The organism is Pedobacter sp. SG908, from assembly GCF_011759615.1.
In the GTDB taxonomy this organism is placed as follows: Bacteria; Bacteroidota; Bacteroidia; order Sphingobacteriales; family Sphingobacteriaceae; genus Pedobacter; species Pedobacter riviphilus.
Map to the genome: position 1 here is coordinate 522,933 of NZ_JAAOYY010000001.1, position 13,543 is coordinate 536,475.

7 protein-coding genes are annotated in these 13,543 nt (G+C 42.0%); 6 read left to right on the plus strand and 1 reads right to left on the minus strand.

What is annotated here, in order from left to right:
• Nucleotides 1–115 precede the first annotated feature (115 nt).
• A complete protein-coding gene (locus FHT21_RS02000; RefSeq protein ID WP_167293126.1) occupies nt 116–1,687 on the minus strand; it encodes a PepSY-associated TM helix domain-containing protein in 1,572 nt (523 codons plus the stop codon).
• Between the two features lie 318 nt (nt 1,688–2,005).
• Here FHT21_RS02000 and FHT21_RS02005 point away from each other — a divergent pair, with 318 nt between their 5' ends.
• The 6 genes from FHT21_RS02005 (at nt 2,006) to FHT21_RS02030 (ending at nt 13,205) form a co-directional block, all read left to right on the plus strand.
• Nucleotides 2,006–2,581: an RNA polymerase sigma-70 factor gene (locus tag FHT21_RS02005; protein ID WP_167293127.1), complete on the plus strand. Its 576-nt coding sequence runs from the start codon at nt 2,006–2,008 to the stop codon at nt 2,579–2,581.
• 211 nt (nt 2,582–2,792) lie between these two features.
• Nucleotides 2,793–3,950, plus strand: coding sequence for a FecR family protein (locus tag FHT21_RS02010; protein ID WP_167293128.1), 1,158 nt, complete (start codon nt 2,793–2,795; stop codon nt 3,948–3,950).
• A 202-nt stretch (nt 3,951–4,152) separates the two neighbouring features.
• Nucleotides 4,153–7,536: a TonB-dependent receptor gene (locus FHT21_RS02015; RefSeq protein WP_167293129.1), complete on the plus strand. Its 3,384-nt coding sequence runs from the start codon at nt 4,153–4,155 to the stop codon at nt 7,534–7,536.
• A 7-nt stretch (nt 7,537–7,543) separates the two neighbouring features.
• Nucleotides 7,544–9,148 carry a RagB/SusD family nutrient uptake outer membrane protein gene (locus FHT21_RS02020; RefSeq protein WP_243853835.1) on the plus strand — a complete coding sequence of 535 codons (1,605 nt, stop codon included), beginning with the start codon at nt 7,544–7,546 and terminating at the stop codon, nt 9,146–9,148.
• On the plus strand, nt 9,148–11,184 hold the full coding sequence (locus FHT21_RS02025) for a hypothetical protein (RefSeq protein ID WP_167293130.1): 2,037 nt from the start codon (nt 9,148–9,150) through the stop codon (nt 11,182–11,184). The genes FHT21_RS02020 and FHT21_RS02025 overlap by 1 nt, the downstream gene beginning before the upstream one ends.
• Nucleotides 11,185–11,195: 11 nt before the next feature.
• Entirely contained in the window at nt 11,196–13,205 is a 2,010-nt protein-coding gene (locus tag FHT21_RS02030; RefSeq protein WP_208398853.1) for an FAD-dependent oxidoreductase, read from the plus strand.
• Nucleotides 13,206–13,543: the final 338 nt, after the last annotated feature.

A 13,543-nucleotide genomic window follows, 5' to 3' on the forward strand; every position in this document is an offset into this window, starting at 1 on the left:
GGATAATTTTATGCAAATTTTAGATTATAAGGGTCGTCATTTCCAACTCGATAGGGAATCACTTGCAAGTTTGAAAAACAGCTAAAAGATTTTATACTGAAGAAATAGTATCACTTTAGAAAATCTCTAAGCCAGTATTGAGCAGAACGATATACACAGCGAGGTAACAAACAAAAAATGCAGTTGACAATGCAAAATAGCGGGTTACCCTATAACTCCCCCTTTTAAATGGAAGTAGAAAAAGGATATTGAATATTTCTGACAACAATGCACATATAAAATTCAAGCAGACCATTACGCAGCTAAAGGCCACTACGAAAATGGCTGGCTGGATAATGATTCCTGAAAGAAGGCCATAAAGTGCACCCATAATAAAACTGATCAACAGAATAACAATGGCATATTTTAATCCCGATTTAAACTGGATCAGGAAATATCTGCCCAATTTTGGCAGTGGCGTTTTTATTTTCGTTGGGTTTAATTCTTTTTCAACTGTTGGGGTTTCCAATGCCTCATTCAAAGCTGCTTCATTTGTCTTGCGTTTTTTGCCTTTCTTTTGTTTCTTATAACGTGGCCACCAAATAATAAAACCAGTAATAAATAGGGCAAGTGGCATTAATCCGGCAATGATGGCAATAACCTGTGTAGGCCTGCCGCCAAAACTTCCATAGTGGATGGGTGTTAACCAGCTGAGGTAAGCATTACCTACATTGGGGAAATCCTTCCGGCTGTTCAATAGCACTTTGCCTGTATATTGATCAACAATAAGCATTTCTCTTTTTCCAACTTTAGGCAGGTTTCCACTAACTACATCTAAGCGGTAGGTACCTGTTTTTTCGGCCGGAAAAGCAATCCCACCAATATAACTGTTGGGCATTTTTTCTTTCGCTGCGGCAACAATATCTTTAAGTGGAAGGGGTACAGCCTGTGCATACCATGCCGATTTAGCTCCTAACAATTTAGCCACTCCTTGCGGCGATTTCCCGCTGAGCACGAATAACAGGGGGATAACAAGGGTAGAAAAAGTAATGGAAAAACCGGTAAGACTCAATATCGCCACAATGGGAGAGGAGTAAAACCCGAGTGAATTGTGCCAATCGTAATTTTGCCGTTTAAATGATCCCCTAAACCTTATTGTAAGTGCCGATTTTAGCTGTTTCCATTTTTTGGGGATCCATAAACGCAAGCCTGAAATGGTTAAAATTAAGAGGCAAAGTGACGCCAGGCCGCAAATATAACGGCCTGCAACAGGGATGAGCAGCGTACGATGCAGTTCGGTAACAATATGGATAAATGAACTGGTGTGTATTCTTTTACCCCCCGTTTTTCCCGTATACGGATTGATAAAGGTTTCTTCGCCCGTTTTTAAATTCATAACGCTGTATGCTTCATTGGGATTTTTGAAGTTGTTCAGCATCAGGTAGTCGATTTTTAGCTCAGGGTAATTCTTTTTAATGAGTGGTACAATCTCCTCAACGGGCATCTTTTGTTTCTGCGCAATTACCTCGAACAGATCAGGGTTCAGTGCACGATCGATCTCATCCTGAAAAACCAGGATACTCCCTGTAACGCCTACAAAGGCCACAATTGCGCCGGCAATAATACCCAGGTACAGGTGCCATTTGCCGAACCACCTTTTTTGATGTTTTGCCCAATTTAAACTTTTACGATTGTGTTCTGATTTCATTCTTGAGCGTAGCATCTCCGTTATGCAACATGGTTTGTTTACACGTACAAAGAAATCGTTTTAAATGCTTTTATCCAAATTATTTTTAATGAGTCTAAATAAGTGTTTTAATGAAAGCTGTTAATCAGAGTATTAATCGGGAGGAAAACAATGTATTCAAAACATTGGCGCATGTTAACTAGTATATATTTAAAAACACTTTCTGGTTAAAACATCGCGAGAGTTTAGGTTAATTCTTGTAAAATAATTCAGACGATTTATAGTATAGTGGGAAAAAATATCTAAAATTGATTGATACAATTTTATAACCAGGTATTAATGGCCGAAGCCCATGATTTTAGTGATGCCGAATTAACTGAACTGCTTAGAGAAGGAGACCGGGGCGCTTTTACCGTTATTTACAATAATTATTGGAAATTACTTTTCCAAACCGCGTACCGCATTCTCAATAATACTATCGCCGCGGAAGACATTGTACAGGATATTTTTGTGAGTTTATGGAACCGGAAAAACGAGGCGGTTATCCTCAATCTTAAAGCCTACCTGCAACAGGCTACACGGTTCGCTGTGTATGAGGCCATAAGGCAGAGGAAACATGACAGTAACTTTTACAACCGTTTGGCCTTGATAACGGCCGATATCATTACCGATAATCCATTGCTGTTTAAAGAACAGCAAGAATTACTCTCAGAGATTATCAACGCTCTTCCTGAAGACTGTAAGGAGAGCTTCCGCCTAAGCAGGGAAGAGGGTATGACCTACAAACAGATTGCTGCTGTGCTGGGTATTTCAGAAAAAACAGTAGAAAAGCGCATTACAAAGTCGCTAAAGCATATCCGTAAGGGCTTATCCTTAAGTGGATGTTTATCTGTACTCACCACCATATTTTTCTAATAACCCGAGTTCGATTAATTATTTTTAACTACTTAAGGTAACCGGGATTAAGCAAAGGCCGGGGCTGCTGTAACCGACGCTGCATAAGCTTTGCTTTCCTTAAAAATATCAAAGTAGTACCAAATGCTGTTATTTCTAATAACGTGAAAAAATATTTTCATTTAACCGTAGGGTATAGGCATCATTTTTACACTAGTAATAAAATGGTATCATGGAAAGACAGCGCTATTTAAATTTATTGGAAAAATATCTTGCTGGTAAATCCACCAGGAAGGAAGAGGCATTATTGGATGAGTATTACAAAAGACTGGAGGCAATGTCTGATGTGAGTTTATCTGATGAGCAGGAGTATGCCCTGAAAGCCTCAATCCTGGAAAAGATCGGCTCCAGGATTGACCTGCCTGAAGAGCAGCCCAAACAAACCCTAAAACGCTCTTACCGGATATGGTATGCTGCAGCATCCATATTGATTATGATTGCTGTTGGCAGTTTTTTTATCAGGAGAGATAAAAAGACACAGATCGTAAGCCAGGTACCAAATGCGGCAAAACAAGACATCAGGCCAGGATCGAACAAAGCTGTGCTGACCTTAAGTAACGGAGCACAGATTGTGTTAACAGACCCACACGCAGGGGTTTTGGCCAAAGAAGGTGCTACAGAGATTATCAAAAAAGAAAATGGGGAGCTGGTGTACAACCTCGGGGATAAAGCCACAGGACAAAGCACTCAGCCCGTTTACAATACCATAACTGTTCCCAGGGGCGGGCAGTATCAGCTTGTTTTATCTGATGGGAGTAAGGTTTTGTTAAATGCAGCTTCTTCACTTACCTATCCTGCTGAATTTAATGGCAGGTACAGAAATGTAGAACTTAAAGGCGAAGGCTATTTTGAGGTTGCCAAAAATACATCCAGGCCGTTCATTGTGAAAGCTAATGATGTTGAGGTACGTGTTCTGGGTACCCACTTTAATATTTCTGCTTACGGGGATGATGCCGATATTACCACTACACTGATAGAAGGTTCCGTTAGCATGAACAAGGGAAAACAAACCAAACTTCTTGCACCTGGCCAACAGGGTATTTCAGCTTATACCAACAGCGAAATTTCGGTCCAGCACGCCAATATCGAACAGGTGATGGGCTGGGTAAAGGGCAACTTTGTATTTAAAGATCTGAACATCAAAGAAGTGATGAAAATAGCCAGCAGATGGTACGATATCGAAGTAGAATACCGAGGTAACGTACAATCGAAAAAATTTGGCGGAACAACCTCTAGGTTCAGCAATATCACTGAGCTGCTGGATTATATGAAAATTACGGGGGGCGTAAATTATAAAATAGAGGGAAGGAGGGTTATTCTGATGAACTAATACATACCGTTTAAAGGAATAACGAAGCCGGAAGTGTACCACCACTCCCGGCTATACAGCCGATAAGACTGTAGTTAAGTATTCCGATATGATCACTTTCTATTAACCAAATATTCAAAAACCTAACAACCAAATGTATAAAAATTCTACTGCAATTAGATGCGGGAGGCATTCCTATATTCATTCTAAAATATTGCTGATTATGAGATTATCTTATTTTTTATGTCTGCTCTCTTTTATGCAGGTTAGTGCGGCTAGCCTTGCACAAAAGATAAGCCTGGATAAAAAAAATGCTTCTATAAAAGAAACCCTCGAGGATATCCGCCGTCAAAGTGGGTACAGTATTTTTTATGATGTAGACCTGCTTGCAAATGCCAGGGAAATTAATGTCCGCATAAAAGATGCCAGCCTAACAGAAGCTTTGGATAAGTGTTTTTTTAATCAGCCATTTAGCTATAAGATAGATAAAAAGACAATTTTAATCACGCCAAAAATCCTGCCCTCCGTAGCTGCCAGGTTAATTTCGATAACGGGCAAAATCAAAGGCGAAGATAACCAGCCCTTGTATGGGGCAACGGTGAGGGTAAAAGCCTCGCAAACAATAGCGCTTAGCGATAAAGATGGCAATTACAAAATTGCCGTTGTAGGACCAAGTGCCGTGCTGATTTTTTCCATGATCGGAATGGAAACTCAACAGGTTCCTGTAGAATCAAAAACGGTAATAAACGTTACGTTAAAGGCCCAGAACACGGGACTGGACGACGTGGTTATTGTTGGATACGGAGCAGTAAAAAGAACAGATCTTACCGGATCGGTAGCCGAAGTGAGTATGGGCGATTTCAATAAAGCATCGGTTAAATCTTTCGATGAGGCCCTTGCCGGAAGAGTTGCTGGTGTTAGCGTTTCGGGAAACGATGGACAGCCAGGATCGGTTAACAATATTGTAATCAGGGGTTATGGATCTATCACTCAGGATAACTCTCCGTTATACGTAGTGGATGGCTTTCCGATGGAAGACGGGATGAACAACTCCATCAATCCTGCCGATATCGAATCCATCAATGTGCTTAAAGATGCCTCCTCAACCGCTATATACGGCGCAAGGGGTGCAAATGGGGTAATCATTATCACCACAAAAAAAGGAAAGATCGGCCTGCCTATAATTACTTTTAATTCTTATTATGGGGTGCAGAATGTTGCAAAAAAAATGGAGCTTTTAAGCCCTTATGAATTTGTGAAATACCAGTTGGAGCTCAATCCCACGATAGCACCAACAACCTATCTAAGTGGCGGGAAAACTTTAGAATCTTATCGGGATGTTCAGGGGATTGATTTGCAGGATTATATCTATCAGACCGCTCCGATGCAGAACTACTCCCTTTCACTCAGAGGCGGGAATGATAAAACCAGATATGCCGTTTCCGGAAATATATTCGATCAGAAGGGAATTGTAATCAACTCTGGCTTTACCCGTTACCAGGGGCGAATGAACCTGGATCAGACCATTAATAAAAATCTTAAAGCAAGTGTAAATATCAATTATAGCAATAGCCGCTCTTCGGGGGTAAGCCCATCAGAACCTGGATCAAATACTTCATATAGCAACAACCTTTTTTATGCCGTTTGGGGATATCGCCCGGTTACTGGCGGTGATAATGATTCAGGTCTGCTGGATGAGCTTATAGATCCGGCACTCTCAGGAAATCTTTTTGGCGATTACCGGGTAAACCCAGTAATTTCTACACAAAACCAGATACAGAATACGATTACCGATAACCTGATTGCGAATGCTTTTTTAGATTATACCATATTGCCCGGCCTTAGCCTGCGGATATCGGGCGGTATTACACGCAATAATGTAAAACTGGAAGGCTTTTATAATTCCCAGACCAGCAGGGGAAGTATCTACAATACCTTTGGGGTTAACGGCTCTATTTATACTGTCCCGACAAATTCATGGCTGAACGAAAATACGTTAACTTATAAGAAATCGTTCAAAGGCGGGCATAATTTCAATGTAATGGGAGGATACACCATGCAGGCACTCAATTCCGCCCGTTATGGCTTTAGTGCAACTCAGGTACCTAACGAATCGCTCGGACTAGATGGGCTCGATCAGTCATCATTGCTCTCTTCAATATCTCAGCGTTCGAGGTGGGGCCTGTCTTCATTTCTGGCCAGGCTTAATTACGATTATAAATCAAGATACCTGTTAACCGCATCTATCCGCGCAGACGGATCTTCTAAGTTTGCCACAGGCCACCGTTGGGGAACATTCCCATCTGGCTCTTTTGCCTGGAACATGGCTAAAGAAGACTTTCTGTCAAACCTCCGATTCATCTCTGAATCAAAACTGAGGATAAGCTATGGTTTAACGGGGAATAACAGGATAGGCGATTTTAGCTACCTTTCGCAGATCCTTCTTGGGCCCCTCCCGGCTTATTCCTACAACAACGGTGCAGCCTCAACAGGTGCTCAGCTATCATCTTTGGGTAACCCCGATCTGAAATGGGAAACCACCGCCCAAACCAATATCGGTTACGATCTAAGCCTGTTCAATAATCGGATAAACTTTACCGTTGATGCCTACAGAAAAACCACAAGGGACCTTTTATTGCTGGCCAATCTTCCCTATACGCTGGGCATCGGTTCAGCCTATAAAAATGTTGGAAAGGTGCAAAATGAAGGACTGGAACTCTCCCTCAATACAGTAAATATACACACCAAAGATTTTACCTGGAAAACAGGTTTCAATATTAGCTTCAACAGGAACAAAGTGCTGGAATTGGCCGAGAACCAAAAAGAGATCCTGAGTCCGGTGTTTTTTGATTTTTCTTACAACTCGCTGTTTGCCTATACTGCACAGGTAGGCCAGCCCATTGCCCAGATGAGGGGCTATGAGTGGGATGGTGTTTATCAATACAGTGATTTTGATCAGCCAGCGGCAGGCACCTATGTACTGAAGAGTACCGTGCAGACCAATGGAACAGCAAGGGCAAACATCAAACCTGGCGATATCAAATACAAAGATCTGAACGGAGATCTGGTGGTGAATGCTGATGATATTACAACCATTGGTAGGGGCATTCCTGTTCATACTGGCGGTTTTGTGAACGATTTTAGGTACAAAGGTTTCGATCTGAATGTTTTTTTTCAATGGTCTTATGGTAACGATCTGATCAACGCCAACCGTTTGGTATTTGAGGGTAACGGAAAAAATACCCTCACGTTAAACCAGTTTGCGGTCTGGAGCGACCGTTGGCAGCCTGATAATCCCTCAAATACCCTTTTTAGAACGGGAGGGCAGGGGCCTTTTGCCTATTCGAGCAGGATTATCGAAGATGGTTCTTACTTAAGGCTTAAAACGGTAACCCTGGGCTATAACTTGAGTGAGCAGTTTGCCAAACGCTTAAAAATAAAATCGCTCCGTGTATTTGCTTCGGCACAGAATCTCATCACCTGGACAAACTATTCTGGTCCCGATCCGGAAGTTTCTATCCGCAATTCGGCCCTAACCCCAGGTTTTGATTATTCTGCCTACCCACGCCCAAGAACATTAACTTTTGGATTAAACCTCGTTTTTTAATTTATAGATGATGAAGAAGATATTTTTTATACTGGCCATGGTATTATTGGTAAGCAGTTCTTGCCAAAAAATACTCGATACCAAACCAACTGATTTTATTACCCCTGAATCTTTTTATGCCACTGCAGCAGATCTGCAGATCGCCCTCAACGGCGTTTATTCTCAGCTGATAGATGTCGATTGTTATGGTAATAACTACCTTTATATGTTCAATACCAATACAGATGAATCCTACGGGTTTACTGTCGATCTGGTAACTTCCTACCAATATGTGCCCACTGATGCTAAGGTAAACCTGTTGTGGAACAGCAGTTACATCGGCATCGAACGTGCCAATATGTTATTGGCCAATATCAATAAACCTACAATGGATGAAACCAAAAGGGGCATAATCAAAGGTGAGGCACTGTTTTTAAGAGCTTATTTTTATTTTCTGCTGGTGAGTAACTATGGCGATGTACCACTAAAACTCAATCCAACTTCATCAGTAAAAGATGTAGATCTGGCCAGAACACCAGCGAAGGATGTATATGATCAGATTGTTAAAGACATGACCACTGCAGAATCACTTCTTCAGACCCAAACGGCCACCTCTTTGGGTTATGGTGGCAAAGTAACCAAAACAGCTGTAGAAGGAATATTGGCAAGAGTATGTTTATATATGGCTGGTTTTCCGCTAAACCAGACTGATAAATACCAGGAAGCACTGTATTGGGCAAAAAAGGTGGTCGACTCCAAAGAACATGCCCTCAATCCAGATTACAGCCAGATATTTTTAAACTATGCCACTAATAAGTACGACGTAAAGGAAAGTATCTGGGAGCTGGAATTTTTCCGTGATAATAACGGTTTTGCAAACAAAGGAGGGACCTATGCGGGCCGCTTCTGCGGTATCCGCTGTAACGATGTCTCGGTGGGTTATAGCACGGGCAGTATTGTGGCTACCAGAAAACTGTTCGACCTCTACCAGATCAATCCTGCCAGTACCACTACGCCTAATAAAGCATCATTTGACCTGCGTAGGGACTGGAACTGTGCAAATTATACCTGGGGAACGGCAACTGTAGCCAAAAAAACTGCTGTTACCAGTACCTGGCTAATGTGTGCCGGGAAATGGAGAAGGGAATACGAGGAGGTTATACCAAAAAACTCGAACTATACCCCTCAGAATTTTCCGATGCTCAGGTACAGTGATGTGCTGTTGATGCTAGCTGAGGCAGAAAATGAAGTAAACGGACCAACAGCTCTTGCTTATGATGCAGTTAATCAGGTGAGAAGAAGAGCTTATGGCCTGTTGTTACCTGTTCCTCCCTCGCCTACAGTAAATGCTGCGCTTACTCCAGGGCTTAATAAAACACAGTTTTTGGATGCCATTAAACTGGAGCGCTCGAAAGAACTCTGTTTTGAGGCATTAAGAAGACCTGATCTGATCCGCTGGGGTAATTTTATTGGCGATATGAAAACTTTTTTGGCCTACGCTATTGCCAACGGAGGAAATAATACCACCATCACTACAGCTTCGAGGGTAATCACAGAGAGGAATCTGCTGCTGCCGATCCCAAGTTATGACCTTTCTTTAAATAAACTTTTAACACAGAACCCTGGGTATTAATGATGAAGATAAATTACACTAGGGATAGAAGGATGGTTCTTTCTATCGCCGTATTTCTGATGGGCTGTTTATTAGTCCCTATCCCGCTTTTTGCACAACAAGCTTCTATTACAATTGAACAAAAGGTAGCCGGTAATATTTTTTATCAAAACGATCAAAAAGAATTTGTGATCCATGTAACTGCCGATTCTGTTGAATGGGATTGTTATGATTTTTGGGACCAAAAAAAACTTTCGGGCAAAAAGGCAGTAGCCGGAGATACAGCCCTGTTGAATATTGAACCCGGTAAACTTGGCTGGTTTAAACTTTTAATTAAGTCTAAGCAGAATAGCGCAGTTACCGGTTCAAAAGAAACCTCTTTTGCCATTGTTTCCAATTTTGACCTGAGTACGGTTAGTCAATCTGCTTTTATCGGGCAAACACATGCCTGGCAATCAACCGATACCCTCATCCCGATTGCAAAGAAAATGGGCGTAAAATACGTACGTGATGCCATACGCTGGGATGCGGTAGAAAAACAGAAACAGGTATATACCTTTGGGACCAAGGAAGACAATTTTATCGCCCAGCTTGCCGCAAACAACCTTAAACCTTATCTGGTCTGTGCCCTATACAATCCTCTTTACGATAACGGCAAGGCACCTGTAAGTGCAGAGGGTAAGCTGGCATTTGCCAATTACGTAAAACAGTTGCTAACGAAATACCCCAGCATTGAAAATGTAGAAGTCTGGAATGAACCCGATATCGCTACGTTTTCGCAGGGATTAACTACGGAAGATCAAAAAACGACCTTTTATTATAACCTCTTAAAAGCTTCTTATGACGAGGTTCACCCGACTTTTCCAAATGTAAAAATTGTTGGCATGGTGGTCAGCGATCTGGCTACAGAAAGTTTTTTAAACAAGATTTTGCAGAAGGGAGCACTCAGCTCGATGAACGAGTATGCTTTCCATTCCTATATACCTGTTTCGGAAGCTATTGTGACCGATATTAACAAGCATAAAAACGTAATAAAAGCACATAACAACAATAACCTTATCCCGATTAACCTTTCGGAAACGGGTTTTACCACTTTTACCTTCACCGAAAAGGAACAGGCCAATAATCTGCCAAGAAGGATTGTAACCGCTCTGGCAAATGGGGTGCAAAAAATCGGTATTTATAATCTGCAGAATAAATCAACAGTAAACGATTCTGAAGGGGCATTCGGACTGATCAGGCATCCAGATGATACTTTAGGTGCCTATACGCCAAAACCAGGTTTTGCTACTTATGCCGCTTTAACCCGTCAGTTATCGGGCGCAACCTTTGTTGCGGAAGAACAGATCTCGCCAGGCCTGATCAATGCTTATAAATTTACAAAGGGCAGTGAAGAAATAAGGGTAATGTATTCACTTTCGGGTACGGGCGTGCGGCTTTTTACCGATGCAGCATTGCTCGAAGTTGTAGACATTATGGGCAATAGTACCGTCTACAATGCAGTAAACGATACCGTTTCCATCACCCTTGATGCAAACACGGTGTATATTAAAGGGGTGTTAAAAGCGCCTTTTGCCCAGGAAAAAATCTTGCCTGCAACCGTACCTTTTAGTTTAAAATACGGGTTTTATTTTGGTGGATACACCGAGGTAACCCAAGACAGTGTTGCGGCTGCCAAATGGATTTCTGCCATTGCCGAAATTGTAGGCCACGATGGAAAAAGAACCAGGGTAGTGGCCAAACCTGCTGTGCAGAGCAAAGCCACCTGGAAGGCAGCCATTACCAAGGCCGGGCAGTATAACATTTCGGTTTATATTCCCGCCAATGCAGCACTAAATGCCTATTCTACCACAAAAGCGAAATACACCATTTTCGCCGGTGGAACAGAAGTGGCTGCGGTAATTGTTGATCAATTTAAAGATCAGGGAAAATGGGTTAACCTGGGCAGCTACCAGTTACCGAGGGGAACCAATAATTATGTTGAACTAACTGATACATTACCAGCACACGATCGCCCTTTACGCGCCGATGCCTTAAAATTTACCTTAACACCTTAACTATGAAAAATATGATGCTTAAACGGCTTATGGTCGTTTCTATTTACCTGTTATTAAATATCCATTCTGCCATTGCTCAAGCCGCAGACACCTATCAGGTTGATGTGTGTATTTATGGCGGAAACTCTGCAGGGGTAATTGCGGCCTATAGTGCCAAGAAAATGGGCAAAACCGTCCTGCTGATCGAGCCTGGTAAAAATCTTGGCGGCCTCTCGTCGGGCGGACTCGGTTTTACCGATATCGGAAACAAATATGTGGTAACGGGTCTTTCGAAAGATTTTTACCGCAGGATAGGTACCCATTATGGCAAACTCGAACAGTGGGTATTTGAACCCCATGTGGCCGAAGATATCTTTAAAAGCTATATCAACCGTGCCAAGGTAGATGTGGTTTACGGATACAGACTTTCTAAAGTAGGAAAAGTAGGAAAATCTATTAAGACCATTACCATCGAACCATCTGAAGGCCAATCGAAAAATAAAACCGTGAGTGCTAAAGTATTTATAGATTGCAGTTATGAAGGAGACCTGATGGCAAAAGCCGATGTTACCTATACTGTGGGGCGCGAGGCGAATGCTAAATATAAGGAAACCTACAATGGTGTTCAACTCTTAGAAGGGCACCAATTTCCCGATCATATCGATCCATACCGGGTTAAAGGCGATTCGAGCAGTGGTTTACTCTGGGGGATCAATAAAGGCAGCTTGATGCCCCGCGGTTCGGGCGACAGTAAAGTGCAGTCTTATAATTACAGGGTCTGTTTAACAGATGATCCTCAGAACCGTATCGCCATTACCAGGCCACAGGGATACGATAGTACCCGCTACGAGCTGCTTTTGAGGTTGATGGAAAAACAGAAAAACAGATTAAGCCTCAACGATTATTTTATCTGGAGTGAAATGCCAAATCGCAAAACCGATATCAACAACAGAAATGGGTTTTCAACGGATATGATAGGCACCAATCATGGTTATCCGGACGGAGATTATGCTTCGAGAGCGAAATACATTGAGGATCTGACCTCATATACTAAGGGTCTGTTTTATTTTTTCGGGCATGACCTAAGGGTGCCGCAGGCACTTAGAAGCCAGATGTTGCAATGGGGGTATCCGAAAGATGAATACAAGGACAATAAAAACTGGTCTCATCAGGCCTACATCAGAGAGGCGCGAAGAATGGTAAGCGATTATGTGATGACCGAGCACAACTGTACCGGAAAGGCTATAGTAACTGATGGAATTGCTTTAGCGGCGTACAATATGGATTCTCACAACACCGAACGTTTGGTTGTCGATGGCATGGTTAAAAATGAAGGGAATGTCGAAATTCCAGGCATTTCGCCTTACCCGATCAGCTATAAAGCCATCGTGCCCAAAGAGCAGGAGTGTGATAACCTGATCGTACCGGTATGTTTATCGGCCAGTCATATCGCCTATGGTTCTATCCGTATGGAACCTGTATTTATGGTACTTTCGCAGGTTGCCGCAGTTGCCGCCAGCTTCTCGATAGATCAGGGCATAACCGTACAGCAGCTCGATTATAAAAAAATAAATGAAAAGCTGACAACCGATCCCCTGCTGGATGGAAGTACACCCGATCTGATTATCGATAACCTTTCGCCGAGGGTTAAAATAGAGGGGGACTGGGATTTAAAACCCGGACATATTTATGGTCCAAATGCACTTTTTTACAACAAATCGGATAAATCTCCGGCAAGCATCACCTTTAATGCAGATGGTTTAAAAGCCGGACAATATGAGGTTTTTAGCTATTATCCACTAACAGATAAAGGTTCGAATATTACCACTATTGAGGTTTTTGATGGAGAGAAGAGCCATAACCACAACATTTTGAAATCGGAGATCAAAGTGGTCGGTCAAACATCGGGCGAATGGGTTTCTTTGGGCAAATACAATATTAAAAATAATACCAAACCTTATGTACGGATCAGCAACCTTAAGGCCGATGGAACTGTAGTTGCCGATGCCGTATTATTTAAACCTTTGTCGGGTAAAAAATAAATAGATTAAGTAGGGTAATAGAGCTATTTACTGATATAGCCAAGAAAGATACCTTTGCTAATTAAATTATCAATCAAGAATCCCCGGCACTTTTCGGTAGCACCTACCGAAAAGTGCTTCAAAGATCAAACGTTATTTTGGTTCAACAACATTCAATATATTAAAAGGGGCCAGGTTGTAAACGAAATTCCCCTCGCTGTCCCTTCCTTTAACCCATGCCCTCAGCACATACTTTACTTTTGGGTTATAATGTTCCAGTTGTAAATGATATAAAAAGGTTTTTACCTTATGTGTCTCCCTAAATTGATCTTTTGTTCCGATATGCTCATCCTGAGCTA